Here is a 21,948-nt window from a genome sequence, read left to right on the forward strand (position 1 = left end):
AAAAGTTTTGATTATTCTGAAATATACTTAGATTTGTGAACAGAAAAACATCTTCCTGTAACTTTAAACACTATATTATGGATAAAAAAAGAGTTTACACCTTTGGAAACGGCCAAGCGGAGGGTAAAGCCGGCATGAAAAATCTATTAGGCGGTAAAGGTGCCAATCTGGCCGAGATGAATCTTATTGGAATCCCCGTTCCTCCCGGATTCACGATAACAACAGACGTTTGTACGGAATACAATGAGCTCGGAAGAGAGAAAGTTGTACAGCTTTTACAAAAAGAAGTTATTACTGCTATAGAATCTGTGGAGTTTTTGATGAAATCTAAATTTGGTGATGTAGAGACCCCCTTACTTGTATCCGTACGCTCGGGTGCTCGCGCTTCGATGCCCGGTATGATGGATACAATTCTTAATCTTGGTTTGAATGATGAAGTAGTTGAAGGACTGATTCGTAAAACAGGAAATGCCCGTTTCGCATGGGATTCTTATCGCCGTTTTGTGCAGATGTATGGTGATGTTGTATTAGGTATGAACCAACAAACAAGGACGATATTGATCCGTTTGAGGCCATTATTGAAGAAGTAAAGCATGCCAAAGGAGTAAAACTCGACAATGAACTGAAAGTGGAAGACTTGAAAGAGTTGGTTCAGAAGTTCAAAAAAACCGTAAAAGTTAAAACCGGAAAGGATTTCCCGACGAATGCTTATGAACAATTGTGGGGAGCTATCTGTGCGGTCTTCAACTCATGGACTAACGAACGTGCCATCCTTTACCGTAAAATGGAAGGAATACCTTATGAATGGGGGACTGCTGTAAATGTGCAGGCAATGGTGTTTGGTAATATGGGCGACTCGTCTGCTACAGGGGTTTGCTTCTCCCGTGATGCGGGTACCGGTGAAGACCTTTTCAATGGTGAATATTTGATTAACGCACAGGGGGAAGATGTTGTAGCGGGTATCCGTACACCGCAACAGATTACAAAGATTGGTTCGCAACGTTGGGCGGAACTTGCTGGAGTGAGTGAGGAAGAGCGTGTTGCAAAATTCCCTTCGATGGAAGAGATAATGCCTGAAATCTATCAGGAGTTGGATGAACTGCAAACGAAATTGGAAAACCACTATAAAGATATGCAAGATATGGAGTTTACCGTACAAGAAGGAAAACTCTGGTTCTTGCAAACTCGTAACGGAAAACGTACCGGAGCGGCCATGGTTAAAATCGCAATGGACTTATTCCGTCAAGGGGTGATAGATGAAAAGACTGCTCTGATGCGGGTAGAACCCAATAAATTGGATGAATTACTGCACCCTATATTTGATAAAGAGGCCTTGACGCAAGCTAAAGTTTTAACTCGTGGACTTCCGGCTTCTCCGGGTGCAGCCACGGGACAGATTGTGTTTTTTGCCGATGATGCTTCCGAGTGGGCGGCCGCAAAGAAAGCCGTCATCATGGTGCGCATCGAAACGTCTCCCGAAGATTTAGCCGGTATGGCTGTGGCGGAAGGAATATTAACTGCCCGCGGAGGAATGACATCACATGCTGCGGTCGTAGCTCGTGGAATGGGAAAATGCTGCGTATCAGGAGCGGGTGCTTTAAGAATTGATTACAAGGCTCGTACGGTTGAAATTGATGGAGTATTGCTGAAAGAGGGAGACTATATCTCCTTGAACGGAAGTACGGGTGAGGTATATCTGGGTGAGGTAGAGACGAAAGAAGCCGAACTCTCCGATGATTTTGCCGAACTGATGAAACTAGCTGATAAATACACTCGTCTGCAAGTACGCACGAATGCCGATACTCCTCATGATGCCATGGTAGCGCGCAATTTTGGTGCGGTAGGTATCGGGCTTTGTCGGACAGAGCATATGTTCTTTGAAGGTGAGAAGATAAAAGCCATGCGTGAAATGATTCTCGCTGAGAACATAGAAGAGCGTCGTATCGCATTGGCCAAGATATTGCCTTACCAGCAAGAGGACTTCAAAGGAATTTTCAAAGCTATGGAAGGGCTTCCGGTTACTGTTCGTTTGCTCGATCCTCCTTTGCACGAATTTGTTCCTCATGATTTGAAAGGACAAGAAGAAATGGCAGAGGCAATGGGTGTGAGCTTAAAATATATACAGGAACGAGTAGAGTCTCTTTGTGAGCACAATCCGATGTTAGGTCATCGGGGATGTCGTTTAGGGAATACTTATCCTGAGATAACAGAGATGCAGACTCGTGCGATTCTAGGTGCTGCGCTCGCACTGAAAAAGGAAGGAGTAGTAACACATCCTGAAATAATGGTTCCGCTTACAGGTATCTTGCGCGAGTATAAAGAACAAGACAATGTAATTCGTGCTGAAGCAGCCAAGCTTTTTGCTGAAGTGGGTGATAGCATTGATTTCACTGTGGGTACCATGATCGAAATACCCCGTGCTGCGTTGACTGCTGATCGCATTGCTTCGGCTGCCGAGTTCTTTTCATTTGGAACGAATGATTTGACTCAGATGACTTTCGGTTATTCTCGTGATGATGTTGCTTCTTTCCTGCCTATATATTTGGAAAAGAAGATACTTGAGGTAGACCCGTTCCAAGTACTTGACCAAAAGGGAGTGGGGCAGTTGATCCAAATGGCTACTGAAAAAGGCCGTGCAATTCGTCCGGAATTGAAGTGTGGAATTTGCGGTGAGCATGGTGGTGAACCTTCTTCTGTTAAGTTCTGTCATAGAGTCGGACTGAATTATGTAAGTTGCTCCCCATTCCGTGTACCTATAGCTCGTTTGTCGGCAGCTCAGGCGGCATTGGAAGATTAGTTTAGCGAAGTTTATTTATTTCTTTATTAATGATTTAGGCTGCAATCAAGTGGATACGGTTGCAGCCTATTTTGTATACTATCATATTATGCAATAAGGATGGTTCTCTATCCATAGAGAAGCCTTATGATATGGTTTTTGCTATACCTTATTAATAGATAATGCTAGGAATAGGAAAGTGAGTCCTTTTAAATAGGGAATTCCCTTTCTTTTTATGTAATCTCTATTTGTGTATTATTTTCTATCCAAATGTTTGTTTTATACTTTAAGGAATCTTATTTTTGTTTCAGAAATAAAAGAAGTTTCTAGTATTAATTAAACATTTTAAGAATTATGAAAAAGAGTATTTTGTTTTGTATGTTTGCATTGATCTCAGTTGCCGGTTTTTCACAGATAGCCGGTTGGAACGCTAAAGTTGGAATGAATATTAGTAACTACAGTGGCGATTGGGATTTGAATGCTAAGGTTGGTTATAAAGTCGGTGGTGGGTTTGAGTATACTTTTACGGATACATGGTCTTTGCAGCCATCTCTATTCTTATCTTCAAAGGGCGCGAAGAAAGATGGAATCTCTTACAATGCGATGTATCTGGAATTGCCTGTTATGGCTGCCGCTCGTTTCAATATTGCAGATAATACCAATTTGGTAATTAATGCGGGTCCATACATTGCTTACGGTATCGCCGGTAAGACTAAACAGGATTTGGGGAGTGGTGCAGAATTTAGAGTAAATACATTTGGTAGTGATGCTTTAAAGCGTTTCGATGCCGGACTTGGAGTAGGAGTCACTGCAGAATTTGGACAGATTTTAGCTGGATTGGAAGGTCAATTCGGTTTGGTAGATGTACAAAAAGCCGGTAACCCAAAGAATACGGTATTCTCTATTGTAGTGGGATATAAGTTCTAATAGACCTCATCATTTCGCTCTATAGCGAATTGTAGAAATCCTCGTTTTTACCGAATAAGGGTAAAGACGAGGATTTATTATCATATACACAGATGGCTTATACTGTTAATCCGCTAATTTCTTTAATTCTTTGAAATGCTTAATCAGTCCCAGGTAATCATGATCCGAACAAACATCGAACTTATTCCATACATCGCCTAGAATAGCAGCTCCTCCAAAACCAAAATCTTTAATCTCCAGTAGGTTGTCAGCACTGATCCCTCCCAAAGCAACGACTTTAGAGTCAATCGCTTTCTCCCTTTGACCTTCACGTAATTCTTCCGGTGTAAAAGTTGAATAATAGTTTACTTTGGAAATACTATCGTATATAGGACTCATAAATACGTAATCGTAGATGTGTTTTTTGCTTTTGACCTCTTCTATCGAATGGCACGAGCAACTGACGTGTCCGTCATAATCATGCGGTTCATGCGGATTGCGTGCATTCAAATGGATTCCCATCAAATTGAACTCTTCTTTCAAATAGAAATGTTCGTGCGTAACGATACGTTTGTGATATTTATCAGGAATAAGTGTTAATAATCTTTCGGAATACATAGCCGCTGTTTCCGGCTTTCTAAGATGCAGAATATCCAACCCCTCCTCGAAAAGAGCGGTGATGATTTTGTCTTCTTCAACGAAGAAGGTTGGAGTGGTGATTACTATTAGTTTCATTTCTTTTGTTAAACGGTAAAGTCTAGCAAAGTTAGCAATTTACCATCTTTGCACCCAACGTTTATAGTGAAAAGATGTTAGTTTGCCATGTCCGCAAATCAATTGTCCATAGTTTTCCAGACAAAATGTCACCAAAACCACAGACCATTTTGAGCACTTCCGTGGCTTCTACGCTTCCCGTAATGGCAGGTGTAACGCCGATTACTCCTTTCGGTGGCGGAGGCATACGCTTCATCTCTTCCTCATGGGGATAGAGGTCGCGATAGCTCTTCCTTTCCTCACCATAGTTGAACACCGAGACCTGACCTTCAAGTCCACGTATAGCACCATATACATAAGGTTTACCCAGTTCGAAGCAAATATCATTAATAAGATAACGCGTGGCGAAATTGTCACAAGCATCCACTATAATATCATATGCTCCGATTATCTGCCGGGCATTTTCCGCTGTCAAACGGGTGGGAAAGGTATTGATTATTACTTCGCTGTTGAGTGCACGCAATCGCTTGGCAGCACATATCGTTTTCGGCTTTCCCAGTTCCTCCTCGGTGTAAAGAACTTGGCGTTGAAGATTACTGATGCTTACCTGATCATCATCTACCAATCCGAGGTGACCGACGCCCGCTCCTGTGAGATAGAGGGCGATGGGGGAGCCTAATCCCCCAACACCTATAATAAGTACACGAGCTTTCTTCAATTTCTGTTGTCCGGCTTCTCCGATCTCGGGAAGCATTGTTTGTCTATCGTATCGCATGACTTTTGTTTTTTAAGTCGAAAGACTGATCCCAATCCTTCCACACCGGTTTGCGTCCTAGTTTCTTTAAATCTCGTTCAACCTCTATCGCTTTTCGTTCGTCGCTTACGTGGAACTGCTCCAATGTTTGCGGATAACTGTAATAACCACCCGGCTCCGTTTTACTTTCCGCGCTCATGGTAGTAACTCCAAGAGTGGACATCTGATTGCGGAATTCGGCACCCTCACGGGTAGAATAGGAGATGTCTACATCGTGATCGAAGATGCGCATCGCGAATGTGAGTTGCGCCAGTTCCCGGTCGTTCATTATCACATTGGGCTGAAACCCATCATTTTCGGAAGGACGCATGCGAGGGAAGTTAACACTGTATTTTGTTTTCCAGTAATGCTTTTGCAAGTAGCGCAGGTGATAGGCTAGCATGGTAACGTCCGTGCGCCACTCTTCCAAGCCGATCAATACGCCCATTCCGATTTTGTGTACACCTGCTTGCCCCATGCGATCGAAACCATTCACTCGCCATTCGAACTTTGATTTCATCCCTCGGGGGTGATAGTTCTTATAGTTGGCTTTGTGGTAAGTTTCCTGAAAGCAGATTACGCCGTTCAAACCATGTCCGATCAACTCCTTATACTCTTCCGCTTGCAGAGGCATTACCTCGATTTGAAGATTACTGAAATATGGCTTTGCCAAATCCAATGCACGGGCGATATATGGTACACCCGCTGCGGCAGGATTCTCACCGGTTACGAGCAATAGGTTTTCAAAGGGAGCCAATTGTTTGATCGCTTTGTATTCGTTGACAATCTCCTCTTCGGTCAAAATAGTCCTTTTCATCGGATTGCTGATGTGAAACCCGCAATACACACACGAGTTGGTGCACGAGTTGGTGATGTAGAGCGGGACAAACATAGATATTGTTTTGCCGAACCGTTCCATCGTGTATTTCTGGCTGAGCCGCGCCATTACTTCGAGATAAGGAGTTGCGGCAGGTGAGATCAACGTCATGAAGTCGTTGACATTTAGCGCTGTCTGTTTGCCTAACACACGGCGTACATCAGCGTCTGTTTTGGAATAGATGGCTTTTGTCGTCTCTTCCCAGGATATTCTTTCTAATTCGTCTGAGAACATACTATCGTTGTTATGAGTTCTTTTTATTGGTTTTCTTTAAGTCACGCGAGAGTCTCATGGCACAGAAGTTCGGTCCGCACATGGTGCAGTATTCGCCATCAATGTGATGCCCGGCACGAAAATACGATTGAGCTCGTTCCGGATCGAGTGATAAGTCAAACTGATCTTTCCATCGGAAATCATACCGAGCTTTACTTAGCGCATTGTCGCGTACCTGTGCTCCCGGATGTCCTTTGGCCAAGTCGGCCGCATGGGCAGCTATTTTATAAGTAATGACACCTACCCGCACATCTTCTTTGTCGGGCAGAGCAAGATGCTCTTTCGGTGTAACGTAGCAGAGCATGGCTGTGCCCAACCATCCGATTTGTGCCGCGCCAATGGCAGAAGTAATGTGATCGTATCCCGGTGCGATATCCGTGACTAGCGGTCCCAGGGTATAGAACGGCGCATCGTGACATTTCTCTACCTGACGTTCTACATTCTCCTTAATCTTATGCATAGGCACGTGACCCGGCCCTTCGATAAAAGCCTGTACATTCTTGTCCCATGCCCGTACAACTAGTTCACCCATAGTATCCAACTCGGCAAACTGTGCTTCGTCATTGGCATCGTGGATAGAACCGGGACGGAGCCCGTCGCCCAACGAAACGGCTACATCATACTGTGCGAGGATGTCGCAAATATCATCAAAATGTTCATAGAGGAAACTTTCACGGTTGTGTGTCAGACACCATTTGCTCATAATGCTTCCTCCACGGCTGACGATTCCGCATAAACGATTGTCTGCGAGGTGGACGTTGTGTAAACGGATTCCGGCATGGATGGTGAAATAGTCGACTCCTTGTTCGCATTGCTCAATTAAGGTATCCCGGTAGATTTCCCATGTGAGGTTTTCTACGATGCCGTTCACTTTCTCCAATGCCTGATAAATAGGTACTGTACCCACGGGAACAGGGCAGTTGCGGATGATCCATTCGCGGGTTTCGTGGATGTTTTCTCCGGTGGAAAGATCCATTAAAGTGTCACCTCCCCATTTACAACTCCAAATGGCCTTTTCTACCTCTTCGTCGATTCCGGATGTGGTAGCGGAGTTGCCGATGTTCGTATTGATCTTTACTAGAAAATTGCGGCCTATGATCATGGGTTCTGCTTCCGGGTGGTTGATGTTGGCAGGCAATACGGCGCGTCCCTCGGCTATTTCCCGACGCACAAACTCAGGCGTGATATGTGTTTCGATACCCAACTCTTTGCAATTCATATTTTCGCGGATAGAGACATATTCCATCTCGGGAGTAATCAGTCCGCGTTTAGCATAGGCCATTTGGGTAATAGGTTTCCCTTTCTGAGCACGATAAGGTAGTGCGATGTGCTCGAATCGTAAATGATCCAGGCTCTTATCGTCCCGCCGCATCCGTCCATACTCCGAGCTGATTTCAGTGAGCTGTTCCACGTCCTTACGGCTTATGATCCATTCTTCGCGCAGACGGGGGAGTCCTTTCTTGAGATCGATACTAACAGCCGGATCGCTGAATGCGCCACTGGTATCGTATATATAAACATCCGGATTAGGAGTGTATACTTTTTCTTCTTCTTGAAGATCTACGCTGGGTAGCAATTCCACTTTTCGCATAGCGACGCGGATGTGAGGATAAAGCTGACCGGGCAGATATACTTTCTCAGAGCGGGGAAATTTTATTTTTTGTTTCATGATTTGTCATTTAGAGTTCCTTCTTTATTTTCGCGGAACTAGTCATTAATAAAACGGGTTTGTCTTCAAGTTAGTCTAGAAAGGCGGTGAGTGGTGAGCTAGCTTCTGCTATAAAATTGTCGGCTTGCAATCCCAACCCGGCTTCGTAAGCACGGCGACCCGCTTCTGTGGCTGCTTTGAAAGCAATAGCCATCTCGACCGGATTTCCGGCAACGGCAATAGCTGTATTGACAAGCACCGCGGATGCACCGAGTTCCATAGCTTCGGCTGCATGACTGGGAGCACCGATTCCGGCATCTACTATAACCGGAATTCCGGCTTGTTCGATTATTATTTGTAGAAAATCTCTTGTTTGCAATCCTTTATTTGTTCCGATAGGAGCCCCAAGCGGCATTACGGTAGCGGCACCGGCTTCTTCCAACTGCTTGCAGAGCACAGGGTCTGCCTGACAATAAGGTAATACGATAAACCCCAGTTTAGCAAGTTGTTCGGTTGCTTTGAGTGTTTCCACTGAATCGGGGAGTAGGTAGCGCGGGTCTGGATGGATTTCCAGTTTCAGCCAGTTCGTACCGAAGGCTTCGCGTGCCATCTGCGCGGCAAATACGGCTTCTTCGGCATCACGAACGCCAGAGGTATTGGGCAATAATTGAATATGTGGATGAATGATATGTTTCAACATGTCGTCATCTTGATTATCCAGTTCAATGCGTTTCATCGCTACGGTTACCATCTCTGTGCCTGAGGCGAGTATTGCTTGCTCCATCACTTGGTTGGAATTGAATTTTCCTGTTCCCAGAAAAAGGCGGGAATCAAACTCACGTCCCGCAATAATAAGCTTTTCCATAATAATTATAAGTAAAATGATCCTTGATTAATACTGTCCGATGATTCTCCGGGTTTCTGCTACGGGATCTTCCGCCCGCAGAATAGTGCCGGAGAGAGCGATACCGTTGACGCCCGTTTCCAGAATGTCGGGAATATCTTCGTAATTGATTCCGCCAATAGCCACTACGGGGAGATCAATGCCGGCATCTTGCATTTGCGAAAGAATCGAGGCGTAGCCTTCTATTCCGAGTACCGGACTGAGGTTTTTCTTCGTAGTGGTGAAGCGGTAAGGACCGATGCCGATATAATCGGCGCCTGCCTGCTGGTGCATGCGGACATCTTCGAATGTATTTGCCGTGGCGCCAATGATAAATGCTTCTCCCAGAATCTGTCGTGCCTGAGCAATAGGCATATCTGTTTTACCCAGGTGCACACCGTCTACTTCTAACTTTTGTGCCAGTTCGACATGATCGTCGAGTATCAGTATCGCTTCTTGTTCTTTGCAAAGGGGTTTTAGTAGCAGGGCCACCTTTTCTACTTCTTTCAAGGAAGCCTCTTTCATACGTAGTTGAATCCATTTGCATCCCCCTGCGAGTGCCATACGCGCAGAGTCCAGATAGGAGTAACGCTCCGTCTGGTGGGTGATAAATTGTAGATTAATCATATGCTATCCTCCGCAAGCTGCTTTAATTACGACCAGGTTGTCGTTTTCTCGGAGAGATAAACTTTCCCACTCGGTGCGGGGAATCATCTTGTTGTTCACAGCGATAGCAATACCCACTAAAGGAAGTTCCAGTTGGGCGGTGAGTTCGATAAGAGTAGAATTCGACTGAATTTCCACCTCTTTGTTGTTTACTTGTACTTTCATTGTTCTGTTAAGATAAATAAGTTGAAGTAAATACAAAGAAGGTGCTTTGGGTAAGCAAGATAATAGAAGAAATACAATCCCTACGGCAGTACTAACTGCGTCAGGTTCCTAGGGTATAATCTCAGCCCGCTTGGGGCACCCCTTTGTCTTTACAGTGGCAAAGTAAACCAAAAAGAACTAGAAAACAGGAAAACCCTCTGTTTTTTTTATTTCTTCTGTTAAAAGATGTTGTACCGTTTCTCTGAAGATTTCTTTGTTTTACTTTGGGCTAACCGTGTCCGCGCCTCAGGTAAGGCAACGTTCATCACAGGGCTTTTTGAAGATTACTCCTCTTAACTCAGATCAGGATGAAACCGAGCGGAATGGCCTGCATCTATAAACTAATTAATCGGTAAAACGCGCAATTTAAGCGAGTAACAGAATGTGAAGAGATATATCGCCATAGTCACTTTTTATTGTAAAAAGCTGATCTATAATTAAATACAATGCGCCTTCTTTTCCATAAGCTGATTTAATACATATAGAATACCGATTTCCAAAGGCTGTATACTTTGCTGAAATTTCCCATTGGCTAGTAGTAAACAATTAGTAAAAGACATCTTTGACCATTATATTTCCTGTTCCACAACTGTGGAACGGCTGACTCACATAATGTGAAGCACGTGTCCCACATATTGTGGAACAGGCGTCGCACATAATGTGAGACAGCTAATAAGAAGATTATCAGTACAATAAAGAGTTCTTAAATTCACTAATAGCGGCGCACGATGCGGTTCTTAAAAAGACTTGTTTGGTGAATTGAAAACTCTGTTTTTTGAGAAAATAAGCAATGGCTGTCGCTCATCGGAATAAAGTGATCAAAAAAAAGAAGACGCAAAATAAACGGCTGATATACTGAACGATATGCAAAAAAGTGATTAAGTCATAAGAGAGATGTATCATTGTACAGAGTGCTTCTTTCAAGCCATTACGAGCGCAGAATCGCTACACGGGATATTGCACAGCTTGTAGAAAGAATCGAAACTTAAGTAACACTCAGGAAAATTGAGGCTTAGAGATCCCATGCTTTTGCATGTAATCCAAGACCTACTTATGGATTGAAAATAGGACGGTAAAAGATGGGGCTAAACAATTTATAGGCTTGCTGTATGCCAACAAAAAAGGCCGCCATTTTATTTGGGCGGCCTTTCGAATAGTCAGTGTATTCTACTTGTTAGATACGTTTTTCAACAACATCCCAATCGATAATGCTCCACAGGGCATTGACGTGATCGGCACGACGATTCTGGTAATCAAGATAGTAAGAATGTTCCCATACATCGAATCCCAGAATAGGTTTCAAACCGGCACGTACCGGATTACTTCCATTTACTTCTTTCGTGATGTGAAGTTTACCCTCTTTGTCTACTGATAACCAAGCCCATCCTGAGCCAAATAATCCTACGGAAGCAGCATTGAATTCCTTTTTGAAATTATCAAAACTGCCGAAATCACGTTTGATTGCTTCTCCCAGTTTTCCTGCCGGCTCAGCTTTCGAAGGCTTCGGAGCGAATTGGAGGAAATACAAAGTGTGGTTCAGAACTTGTCCCGCATTATTGAAAACAGCTCCATCCGGTGCAGAAGCTACAATAGCTTCAAGCGATTTTCCTTCATATTCAGTGCCCGGTACAAGGCTGTTGAGGTTATTTACATAAGTTTGCAAATGTTTGCCATAGTGAAAATCTATGGTTTGCTGACTGATTACAGGTTCCAACGCATTGTTAGCGTAAGGAAGCTTAGGCATTTCGTAAGTCATGGTCATAAATATTAAAGACATTAATAATGTATTCATAATTGTTCCAAATTTAATTGGGTTTATATTAAGATAACAACACTTGTTCTGAAAATGTTCAATGCAAAAGACTTTTATCCGGCAGGTTGTTTGCAGGTGATCACACCGTTCGGTCTGAACGCATGACTAGCAAAGAAGTGATGAAAATATGTGAAAAAGCACGGATTGTCGGGCGAATGTTCTATTTTTGTCTTTGGGAATCGCAGAGGAAGAGAATAATTAGTTAAAAGAACAGCTGCCATTCTGCATTTATAAGTTATGAAGACCAATTATTTAGATGAATTAAACAATAGTCAGCTCGAGGCTGTGCGTTACAATGACGGACCTGCATTAGTTATCGCTGGTGCAGGATCGGGCAAAACTCGTGTGCTGACTTATAAAATAGCCTATCTGCTGGAGAATGGGTATGAACCGTGGAATATCTTGGCACTGACGTTTACCAATAAAGCGGCGCGAGAGATGAAAGATCGTATCGGTCGTCAGGTAGGAGAGCAGCGGGCGCGTTATCTTTGGATGGGAACGTTTCACTCCGTCTTTTCGCGTATCCTCCGAGCCGAGGCAAGTCACATCGGGTTTACGTCCCAATTCACGATCTACGACACGGCTGATAGTAAAAGTCTGCTACGTTCCATTATCAAAGAGATGGGATTGGATGATAAGACTTATAAAACCGGTATGGTACAAGCACGTATATCCAATGCCAAAAACCATTTGGTTTCTCCCACGGGCTATGCGGCCAATAAAGAAGCATATGAGGCGGATGTAGCAGCTCGTGTTCCTGCGGTGCGGGATATTTATCGGCGTTATTGGGATCGTTGTCGTCAGGCAGGTGCTATGGATTTCGATGATTTATTGATGAATACGTATCTTCTGTTCAACGATCATCCCGATGTTCTAGCGCGTTATCGTAACCAGTTTCGTTACGTGTTGGTGGATGAGTATCAGGATACCAACATTGCGCAACATAGCATTGTCTTGCAATTGACCAAAGAGAATCAACGCGTTTGTGTAGTGGGCGACGATGCGCAAAGTATTTATTCCTTTCGGGGAGCGGATATAGAGAACATACTTTATTTTACGAAAATATATCCGAATACGAGGGTGTTTAAGCTTGAACAGAACTATCGTTCTACACAGACCATCGTTTGTGCGGCCAATAGCCTGATCGAGAAGAATGAACGACAGATACAAAAGGAAGTCTTTTCCGAAAAAGAGCAGGGCGAACCGATCGGCGTCTTTCAAGCATATAGTGATATGGAAGAAGGCGAGATTGTGGTCAATAAGATTGCCGAACTGCGAAGAGAGAAAGATTATGGGTATGCCGACTTCGCCATTCTATACCGTACGAATGCGCAAAGCCGTATTTTTGAGGAAGCTCTTCGGAAGCGGACTATACCTTATAAAATTTATGGAGGGTTATCGTTCTATCAGCGTAAAGAGATTAAGGATGTGATTGCATATTTCCGGTTGGTAGTGAACCCAAGTGACGAGGAAGCTTTCAAGCGTATTATCAATTATCCCGCACGAGGAATTGGAGAAACGACTGTTGGTAAAATCATTGCAGCAGCTACCGAAAACGAAACAAGTCTTTGGACCGTGATTTGTGAACCGTTGACTTATGGACTTGTTATCAACAAAGGGACTCATAACAAACTCCAAGGTTTCCGTGAACTAATTGAGCTATTTATAGGTACGCAAGGAGATAAAAATGCTTATGAACTGGGTACGGATATTATTCGTCAGTCCGGTATCATCAACGATGTATGCAGGATACTTCTCCCGAGAATCTGAGCCGTAGAGAGAATATCGAAGAACTGGTCAACGGAATGAATGATTTCTGTGCCTTGCGCATGGAAGAGGGGAACTCCAATGTTTCATTAACCGACTTTCTTTCGGAAGTTTCCCTGCTGACTGATCAGGACTCGGATAAAACGGATGATGGGGAGAAGATAACCTTGATGACTGTTCACTCGGCCAAAGGATTGGAGTTCAAGAATGTATTTGTGGTTGGCTTGGAAGAGAATCTGTTTCCGAGTGGAATGGTTGGTGATTCGCCTCGAGGCTTGGAAGAAGAGAGACGCTTGTTCTATGTTGCCATAACCCGTGCCGAAGAACATTGCTTCCTTTCGTATGCCAAAACTCGTTTTCGTTATGGGAAAATGGAGTTCGGGAGTCCGAGCCGTTTCTTGCACGATATAGAGACACGTTATTTGCATCTGCCTCATGAAGCAGGTTTAGCACGTTCGGTTGATGAAGGAGCCAGCCGCTTCCGTCGAGAGATCGAAAGAGGAGGAATGCGTTCTGCTTCTTCTTCGCGAACACCATTCGGCGCAGGTACATCGAAAGAAAAAGTACAAGTAATTCCTCCTGCGATGCCGAGGAACTTGAAACGAGTCAATTCATTAGGAAGTAAGCCCACTGCCTCTGCTTCGGGAACTCCCCCAGTTGGCAGTGTAGAAGCCGGACAGATGATCGAGCACGAACGTTTTGGTATTGGCGAAGTGATGAAAGTTGAAGGTGCGGGCGACAACGCAAAAGCGACTATTCATTTTAAAAATGCAGGCGATAAACAACTACTGTTGCGCTTTGCACGTTTTAAAATAATAGGATAAAAATTAAAATACAGAGAAATCATGAAGAAACAAGTAACAATGATTTTGCTTTCCGCTCTTATCTTGGGCGGCTGTGCATCCGGAAGGATGGGAAATCCCGGCGCTATTATAGCCGGTGCTTCAATTGGCGGAAGTTTAGGAGGCTCGATCGGAGGGCTTATCGGAGATAATAACAATGGTTGGCGAGGAGGCTACCGTGGTTCTGCCATTGGTAATATTGTAGGTACTATTGCCGGTGCTGCTATAGGCAATGCTTTGACTACTCCTAGAGAGGAGCGGATAGAGGATGGTGCCTATATTCCTGAAGTCAGAGAAGTATATAGAGAACCGCGTTCGAACAAAGCCCGTTCGCAGGTGCAATATGCATCTCAGTTAAAACTGCGCAAGATTCGTTTTATTGACGACAACCGCAACCATATTATTGATGGTGGTGAGAGTAGTAAGATTATCTTTGAGATAATGAATGAGGGACGAGACGCTGTCTACAATGTAGTGCCGTTGGTCGAAACTGTCGGCAAGGTGAAACATATTGGCATTTCACCGTCTGTTATGGTAGAAGAGATACTTCCCGGTGAAGGGATTCGTTATACCGCTACGATATACGCCGGAGAAAAATTGAAAGATGGTGAAGTTACTTTCCGTGTGGCGGTTGCCAATGAGAACGGACGAATTTGCGATTCGCAGGAATTTACTCTACCTATGCAACGGAGAGATTAAATTGTCTATTATAATATTAGGACAAAGAGCTTCGCTTGTTTAGTGAAACTTTTTATTTCCTTGAAAAAACAATTACTGTATTAAGTAGTTGTTTTTTTTATTATATATATGGATTTGATTGAAGAAAACCGATGATTCTATAATCTGTTTTTTATCTAGATATGGCTTCATAGGAGATCTATGCTGAATTCGAATAAACTCATGTAACTATATAGGGAGAATAAAGGTGTACTTATAATATAATACTAAATGTAGGACTTGCTTTTGTGATACTTGTGAATGTTTTTAAGTAGAGTCTTTAAGGTATTATGGAAATATCTTTAAATGTAAAACAATGACGAATCTAAAATAATGTTATCTTTGCGCGGTGAAAACACCTAACATGAAACAAAATGAAGACTACAAATATAATATTGCTATCAATACTGATTCTAATTGGAAGTGTTACTTTCTTTTTTGCTTGCAAATATACTTATGATTCTAAGGTTGCTACGTTAAAGGAAAAAGCGAAGAAAGCATTTATTGAAGCATTAGATAAAGAATTGAAGGCTAGGCATCTGGAAGGAGACCTTTCGGTTAGTTTTAATTCGAAATCTCTGTTGAGAGCAGAACTACCTGATTCTGTATACTTAATTGATGCATCGGGTCGACATGCCTATCGATTGGACCCAGAAAAACATCGAATGAATATTACTGAAAATGGTAATATACGTTTTATGCACTCCATTGCTTTTATAAAAAAGCCTATTTGTCCAGATTCTTTAAATATGGAATGGAGTAGCCAACTTCAGGCAGTCGGTCTTGCTGTAAAGCCAGTTCTGTGTATATCTATTTCAGATGAAAAGGGGCATACAAAAGATCAATATTCCGCTGGAAGCGAATGGTGCAACTCCTCGAATAGGATTTTTACTATTTATATCGGACATGCTTGTGAAATCGGAATAATGGGGTATCTTCCTTATTCAGCTTGGTCTATGGTGCATACTGAGTTTTTTCTTTATCTGTTGCTAATTGGTATTATTATTTGTGGGATTTATAGAGTAAGTTTGATCCTTCGAAAACACACACGTTTGGTTTATCATGCGGAGATGGATGAGCTGCCAATTACTCATCCAGTACTTCAAGAAGTTGTGGCAACTCCCACGCGTGTTTATGTCATACATGAAAAAATAATATTTTATGCAGAGCAAAAAAGAATAGAAGTTGATGGTCTTGAAAAGAAAATTCAGAATCAATCCAGCACATTACTTGAACTTTTTCTAAAGGAAAAAGAAAACGATCACATTCTCGAGGACAACGCAATTATGGAGATCTTGTGGCCTGATGGAACGGGTACTTCTGAGCGAATTCATAAGGCTATCGGTCGCTTGCGTTCTTGTATTCGTCAGATTGATGACACCATAGATATCAAGAGAGGCATCGGTATCTATCAACTTCTTCTTTAATTGTGAACACTCCTATTCCATTCTTCTGCACAAAATTACATGTAAAAAGAGAGCTGGTCCGAAATGGTCAGCTTTTTTTTATGGCTTTAGTGTACTTTACGTCTACTTTTGCTGACATTATTAATCTTATTACATTACGTTATGAAAAAGCTATCAGTTTTAATATTTTCATCTATTATAGCTATACTTGTTTTGTATAAAGTAGAAGTATCCAAAAACGAGAAAGTAAGTTCATTACTTTTACAGAATATTGAGGCTTTAGCAGCCGATGAACACGATAGATCTAAATACTGTTTTGGGGTAGGGTCGGTTGACTGCCCAACTTCTTATCAAAAAGCTGAATATTATGGCATCGGAATTAGTATTGAAATACCATAGTTTTATTTTTTTCTTCTTTCTTTTCTCGTGCGGAACAAAGCAACGAGAATATGGAGAAAATGTATATTTCTATATTGATTTTCCGCACGAAAAGGAATTGAAAGGACAAGTGATCGAGCTGGATACAGCTTTGTTACGCTATCCGTTTCGAATACGAGTAGAAGGAGATAGAGCCATTATTATGGATCTACATGGTATGGATCATTATGGACATTTGTTCCAATATCCAAGTTTTCGGTATTTATCTTCTTTTGGGAAGCGTGGTGAGTCTCCTTCAGAAATGCTTTCTATGGAGAATATTCGTTTCTACAATCATAATATCTGGACTTTAGATGCTAACAAAAAAGAATTAAATCAGTTAGGGTTCTCTTCATCCGGTGATTCACTACTTCGTGATGATGTGGTGGCATTGGATGAAGAGATATTAAGAGCTCTTGATTTTGCTATATATAATGATACAACTTTAATTATTCCAGATTATTCGGGTGATAACCGATTGTGTTGGGTACATCGCAATGGGAGAATACTAAATAAAACAGGAAGTATTCCTTCGGCCAATAGAAAGGCATTACAAAATGCTCGTCCGGCACTGGCTCAAGCGTGGCGTAGTTTTGTGGATTATAACCCGCATAATAACATTATGGCAACGGCTACTCAATTAGGAGAAGTACTTGAAATCTATAACTTAAAAGATAGTACATATATCGTTCGTATTGGAGAATATGGGGAGCCGGGGTTTCGAATAGCCGAGGGATATGGAATCTACGGGAATAATGGGGTTTAGTGATATTCAAGTAACGGATAGTGCTATTTATACAGTATTTCAGGGAGTATCCTTTAAAGAAATTGCTCAAAAAAAAGGTCGACGTCCGGATGGAGGAAAGTATATTTATGTCTTTAATTTGAAAGGAGAACCATTATATAAATATGTGCTTAATCGCTATATTTATGGCATTTGGGTGGATGAAGCTACTAAAACAATCATAGCAACAGATGTAAATAAAGATCAGCCGATAGTAAGGTTTTGCTTTGAATAGATGAGGCACTGTTAATACTGTAAAACCAGAGTGAGAGGTGATTAAAAGAGTGTCTAGTTTGGTAGTCAACTTCTTTTCAATAGCTTCAGAGCTCATAAAATAGAATGGAGGTGTGCAGATAGAAAAACTCTAATTAATGCAATTCGTCTGCATCGATTGTTGAAATATTATTACTGTATATTTGTTGGGAAAATAGAATAGAATGCATGTTGTGAAAAAAAAGAGACACTATTGGTGTAAAATATTTATTTATTTATTAGTTGTATTACTGTTATTAGCTTGCATGGATAGGAACGAACGATATGTGAGAGAATGGTATGGAAAGACCATATTGTTGCCTGATACAATGACTTTTCGACTTTTTGCGCGAGAAAAAAGTACCTTTTGAATATTCAAGAGACCAGTATAAAATAGCTATTTTTATTAGCGGAGTTGATTGTATAAGTTGCAAACTTAGAATTGATGATTGGCAGAGATTTATTCAGGATTTGGATTCTACTGCTGTTAATGTCAGCTTTCTGTTTATCATGGATCCTATTTATCAGAGAGAATTATATACGGTTTTGAGAGCTTATAGGTTCTCGACACCTGTATGTGTCGATTCTAGTAAAGAAATACGACGGATCAATAATATGTCGCTGAATGACTCTCACATCTTTTTACTTGATCAACAAAACCGTATAGTAGGCATTGGTGATCCAATTGTAAACGAACGTATTAGGAAATTGTATAAAAAACTACTTAAAAATTAAATTATGAAAATTAAATTATTGCTATTAATTACGGTTGTCGTTTCAACTGTACTTTTTTCGTTCTCTCCCCATAGGGAATCTTTTGACCTATTATTGGAAAATATTGAATCTTTTGCGAATGATGAGCATGGGAAGATTGACCCAACATTAGATCCATATACTAGATTAGGATCAAAAACATTGAGCATTATACTTGATGGAAAGATTATAACGACTACAATTCCGTGTTGTGAAAGCGATCCAAGTCCGTATAGTGGCTGTTCTAGAGGATTAGACTCATGTTGAAATTATTGATTTAGAAAACAATATGACTACTCAGGTATATCTATTATTATAAATTCGGCGTTTTGACAAATACTTATTCTAATATTATTCCTGAGTAGTTTTTGGAAATACAATTAAAATAATATATATATGAAATATGTACCAATAGGAATTTTGTTATCGTTGTTTGCATTACTTGTTTCCAGTTGTTCTTTTCAAAATAATTCGAAAACAGGTAGTTCACTATTAATTGATTTATCTAATCCAAAAGAAAACTTACCAATTTCTTCTTTTATCGATGATATTGAGACTATCAAATTTGAAGTTCCTGAACCTTATTTCTTTGGTATTATAACTAAAGTTTTATTTACAGATTCTACTTTTTTTGTAGTAGACAAAAAGCAAGGGTACGTCTATCGTTTTAGACAAGATGGTACATTTCTTAATCAAGTAGGCAGCAAGGGAGAGGCTCCGGGAGAATATCGCGCTTTACATCGTTTCTTTTTAGGGAAGCAGTCTGTTTTTATCAGTGATATAGGAATGAGGAAAATACATTGTTATACACATTCAGGAGGATATATTCAAACAATTTCTGCTACTCATACATCTGTGTATGATGATATCATTGCTTTGCCTAATGGAAAATTCTTATGCCATGATATACAAGGACGTAAAGGGGAGAGTAAAATCTGGCTCATGAATGAAAAGGGGGAAGAGGAAAAGACCTTAATATATCATGACGCTCCTATCCATATAGCAGCACAAATTGGAGTACAATAATTAACACTTCCTCTGACGATAGTTTCAAGGTGTTCGATCCGATAACAGGGGTTTTCTATCTATATGAAGTAAAGAAGGAAGACAAATTGGTGGAAATGCAGCATTTGGTTTCGGATAGAAAAGCATTGGCCGCATATAAGGGTATGGATAATTTAATGGATATTCGCGATGATTATGCGTACCTCTCTTATATAGCTGATGCAAATAGGTATTTATATACTATGTGGTATACATCTGACTCTATGGCATTATGTTCTCTTTATGAAAAGGACACAATGGAAAGCACGGTTTTTTATTTGCCCAAGATAGACTTTCCCGGATATCCGGTATGTCCTATTCCTATTGCAACTAATCTGCCAAACGTTTTAGTTACTGTCTTAACAGACGAATATCCATTGGAATACTTTCCAAAGCAGTATAGAGACAGTATTTCAGAGCGAGTTGCTATAATGTATCTTATGAATTTTAAGAAATGACAAAATATACTTGGTTACTGTTCTTCTGCTTTAGCTTTTTATCTTGTGGGCAACCCCTTCATATTGAGTATGTCTTAGAGCATGCAGGAGAAAATCGAATGGAATTAGAATCTTTTCTTTCTTATTATTCAAAAGATAAGCAAAAAAAACAAGCTGCAGAATTCTTGCTCTCAGGCATGGCCAATAAACATTATTATGTAGGGAGTCTTTTAGATAAGTATGATGAGGTTTTCCAACTATGTGATTCACTAAATAAAAGAGGAATTATAGAGGGAGATCCGCCTATGCTCTCTCAAATTTGGGATTCATTGGAGTACCATTGTGGAAAACTTGCGGAGTCGAATATGGAGAGAAAATTGGATTCTCGAATTTTGAGTGCTAATTTCTTGATAGAAAATGTCGAACAAGCCTTTCAAGCGTGGGAGTCTGCCCCAAGCTATGTAAGTAAAGAACTTGACGATTTCTACGAGTTTGTATTACCCTATAAAGCTAATAATGAAATACCAGAAATATATAGAGAGAAATATTTTAAAGAGTTTGCTCATTTGCGTGATACGGTAAAAAGTGGAGTAAAGGGACTTTTGCTTGGATTTAATAAAGAATTCTTTTATAACCGTAGTTATCGTAACAGTAATACTTTGTGGAATTATCCAATTACATTTCCAGTTAGTAAAATGGAAATGATTCATCGAGGAGCCTGTAGGCATACCGTTGCTCTTTATACATGGGTAATGCGTGCCTGTGGATTACCTGTAGCTATTGACTTTGTTAAATCATGGGGAAATCGGAGTCAAGGGCATGAGTGGAATGTATTGATGCTGGATAGCGGGCGAATTTTTCCTTTTGACGCTTTTGGAATAGATCGATTAGAGTTTGCTTATAAACCTGCTAAGATATTTCGCAAAATGTATTCATTGAATAATATCACTGAAGAGATTCCTTCTTTGAAAGATGTACCCGGTTGGCTATTATCTCCAGATGAATTAGATGTCACTACGCAATATGGCGATACGTACGATATATCTGTTAAATGTACTCATCCATGGAGCGGAGACTACTCTAAAAAACATGGGATTATTTGCGTTTTTGATAATAAAGAATGGAAGCCTGTCTATTGGGGGAAAATAAAAAATAATAAGATTACTTTTCTTCGAATGATGGGTGATGTCTGTTACATGGCTGCTTATTATGATCGTGGGAGGATTATTCCTGCAACATCTCCATTTATCTTACAGAAGAATGGAAGTGTTAAGTATTTATCTATTGATAAGCTACACTCTGAGGATATGGTTTTGAAACGAAAGTATCCGCGATTCAAAAGAATGGAGATGTTTGCGATGGCGATTCGGAGAGGTGTCGTAGAGGGTGCGAATGATAAATATTTTAATGGCAAGTCCTTACTTTTTGATATAATGAAAGAACCAGTTGATGTTGTAGACTCATCGGTTAATGTATCGCAGAAGTTCAGATATGTAAGAGTACGACCAGCTTTATATCGTACTGGTGGTCTTGCTGAAGTACAGTTTTTTGGGAAGAAGCATTTGAATGACCCGGAACAGCAATTATCAGGGCAAATTTTTGGTCTCCCGTCTATTTCTTCCGATATCACACATCCGTATACCCATGCTATGGATAACGATTATGAGACATATTTTGATAAGCCTAAGAATGAAGAAGGATATATAGGATTGGATTTGGGAACTCCGCATTATATTACGAGAGTTCGCTACTGTCCACGTAGTGATTCAAACTTTATTGTGGAGGGGCATAAATATGAATTATGTTATTGGACTGATGAAGGGTGGATAAGTGTAGGAAAAAAAGTCGCAACTGATTTGACAATTACATTTGATACTGTTCCTCAAAATACTTTTTATATTCTTCATAATTTAACAAGAGGGAAAGAGGAGAGAATTTTCACATATGAGAATGGAGAGCAGATATGGTGGTGAAAA

General features: G+C 41.0%; 16 protein-coding genes, 3 pseudogenes and 1 riboswitch. Of the genes and pseudogenes, 11 read left to right on the top strand and 8 right to left on the bottom strand.

From position 1 onward, the window contains the following. Positions 1–77: 77 nt before the first annotated feature. Together ppdK and JCM10512_RS00720 are read left to right on the top strand one after the other, a co-directional pair. Positions 78–2,797, top strand: a pseudogene (gene ppdK, locus JCM10512_RS00715) (pyruvate, phosphate dikinase). Positions 2,798–3,130: 333 nt separating this feature from the next. Continuing rightward, positions 3,131–3,703, top strand: coding sequence for a porin family protein (locus JCM10512_RS00720; protein WP_044159418.1), 573 nt, complete (start codon positions 3,131–3,133; stop codon positions 3,701–3,703). Between the two features lie 105 nt (positions 3,704–3,808). Here JCM10512_RS00720 and JCM10512_RS00725 read toward each other — a convergent pair whose 3' ends face one another. The 8 genes from JCM10512_RS00725 to JCM10512_RS00760 all read right to left on the bottom strand — a co-directional run bounded on the left by JCM10512_RS00725 (position 3,809) and on the right by JCM10512_RS00760 (position 11,532). Next, a complete protein-coding gene (locus tag JCM10512_RS00725; RefSeq protein WP_044159420.1) occupies positions 3,809–4,417 on the bottom strand; it encodes a thiamine phosphate synthase in 609 nt (202 codons plus the stop codon). A gap of 61 nt (positions 4,418–4,478) precedes the next feature. Next, the gene (locus JCM10512_RS00730; RefSeq protein ID WP_044159421.1) at positions 4,479–5,171 is read right to left on the bottom strand and encodes a HesA/MoeB/ThiF family protein; all 693 of its coding nucleotides are present in this window, start codon (positions 5,169–5,171) and stop codon (positions 4,479–4,481) included. Continuing rightward, complete coding sequence (gene thiH, locus JCM10512_RS00735) at positions 5,158–6,300, bottom strand: 2-iminoacetate synthase ThiH (protein ID WP_044159423.1); 1,143 nt, start codon at positions 6,298–6,300, stop codon at positions 5,158–5,160. Before thiH ends, JCM10512_RS00730 begins: the two co-directional genes overlap by 14 nt. Positions 6,301–6,310: 10 nt before the next feature. Beyond that, positions 6,311–8,008 carry a phosphomethylpyrimidine synthase ThiC gene (gene thiC / locus JCM10512_RS00740; protein ID WP_044159426.1) on the bottom strand — a complete coding sequence of 566 codons (1,698 nt, stop codon included), beginning with the start codon at positions 8,006–8,008 and terminating at the stop codon, positions 6,311–6,313. A 70-nt stretch (positions 8,009–8,078) separates the two neighbouring features. Next, on the bottom strand, positions 8,079–8,852 hold the full coding sequence (locus tag JCM10512_RS00745) for a thiazole synthase (RefSeq protein WP_044159429.1): 774 nt from the start codon (positions 8,850–8,852) through the stop codon (positions 8,079–8,081). Between the two features lie 27 nt (positions 8,853–8,879). After that, a complete protein-coding gene (locus JCM10512_RS00750; protein WP_044159431.1) occupies positions 8,880–9,497 on the bottom strand; it encodes a thiamine phosphate synthase in 618 nt (205 codons plus the stop codon). 3 nt (positions 9,498–9,500) lie between these two features. After that, complete coding sequence (gene thiS / locus JCM10512_RS00755; protein WP_044159434.1) at positions 9,501–9,701, bottom strand: sulfur carrier protein ThiS; 201 nt, start codon at positions 9,699–9,701, stop codon at positions 9,501–9,503. Between the two features lie 60 nt (positions 9,702–9,761). Continuing rightward, a riboswitch (TPP riboswitch) is annotated at positions 9,762–9,854 on the bottom strand. 1,060 nt (positions 9,855–10,914) lie between these two features. Then, positions 10,915–11,532 carry a superoxide dismutase gene (locus tag JCM10512_RS00760; RefSeq protein ID WP_044159436.1) on the bottom strand — a complete coding sequence of 206 codons (618 nt, stop codon included), beginning with the start codon at positions 11,530–11,532 and terminating at the stop codon, positions 10,915–10,917. Between the two features lie 258 nt (positions 11,533–11,790). Between JCM10512_RS00760 and JCM10512_RS00765 the strand changes: the two are divergent. From JCM10512_RS00765 to JCM10512_RS00800, 9 genes and pseudogenes are all read left to right on the top strand, one after another. Next, positions 11,791–14,144, top strand: a pseudogene (locus tag JCM10512_RS00765) (ATP-dependent helicase). Between the two features lie 21 nt (positions 14,145–14,165). Next, on the top strand, positions 14,166–14,861 hold the full coding sequence (locus JCM10512_RS00770; protein ID WP_044159438.1) for a YMGG-like glycine zipper-containing protein: 696 nt from the start codon (positions 14,166–14,168) through the stop codon (positions 14,859–14,861). 392 nt (positions 14,862–15,253) lie between these two features. Next, positions 15,254–16,306, top strand: a complete 1,053-nt coding sequence (locus tag JCM10512_RS00775; RefSeq protein WP_044159441.1) for a winged helix-turn-helix domain-containing protein — start codon at positions 15,254–15,256, stop codon at positions 16,304–16,306. A gap of 141 nt (positions 16,307–16,447) precedes the next feature. Further along, positions 16,448–16,684, top strand: a complete 237-nt coding sequence (locus JCM10512_RS21800; RefSeq protein WP_081741178.1) for an NVEALA domain-containing protein — start codon at positions 16,448–16,450, stop codon at positions 16,682–16,684. Beyond that, positions 16,653–17,721, top strand: a pseudogene (locus tag JCM10512_RS00780) (BF3164 family lipoprotein). The gene JCM10512_RS21800 and the pseudogene JCM10512_RS00780 overlap by 32 nt, the downstream one beginning before the upstream one ends. A gap of 755 nt (positions 17,722–18,476) precedes the next feature. After that, positions 18,477–18,758: a hypothetical protein gene (locus JCM10512_RS23115; RefSeq protein WP_183207942.1), complete on the top strand. Its 282-nt coding sequence runs from the start codon at positions 18,477–18,479 to the stop codon at positions 18,756–18,758. 129 nt (positions 18,759–18,887) lie between these two features. Next, positions 18,888–19,517, top strand: coding sequence for a DUF4934 domain-containing protein (locus tag JCM10512_RS00790; RefSeq protein WP_044159447.1), 630 nt, complete (start codon positions 18,888–18,890; stop codon positions 19,515–19,517). Between the two features lie 29 nt (positions 19,518–19,546). Continuing rightward, positions 19,547–19,993, top strand: coding sequence for a hypothetical protein (locus JCM10512_RS00795; protein ID WP_044159450.1), 447 nt, complete (start codon positions 19,547–19,549; stop codon positions 19,991–19,993). Continuing rightward, the gene (locus JCM10512_RS00800; RefSeq protein WP_052517055.1) at positions 19,990–21,945 is read left to right on the top strand and encodes a discoidin domain-containing protein; all 1,956 of its coding nucleotides are present in this window, start codon (positions 19,990–19,992) and stop codon (positions 21,943–21,945) included. The genes JCM10512_RS00795 and JCM10512_RS00800 overlap by 4 nt, the downstream gene beginning before the upstream one ends. Positions 21,946–21,948: the final 3 nt, after the last annotated feature.

The organism is Bacteroides reticulotermitis JCM 10512 (genome assembly GCF_000517545.1).
Lineage (GTDB): Bacteria > Bacteroidota > Bacteroidia > Bacteroidales > Bacteroidaceae > Bacteroides > Bacteroides reticulotermitis.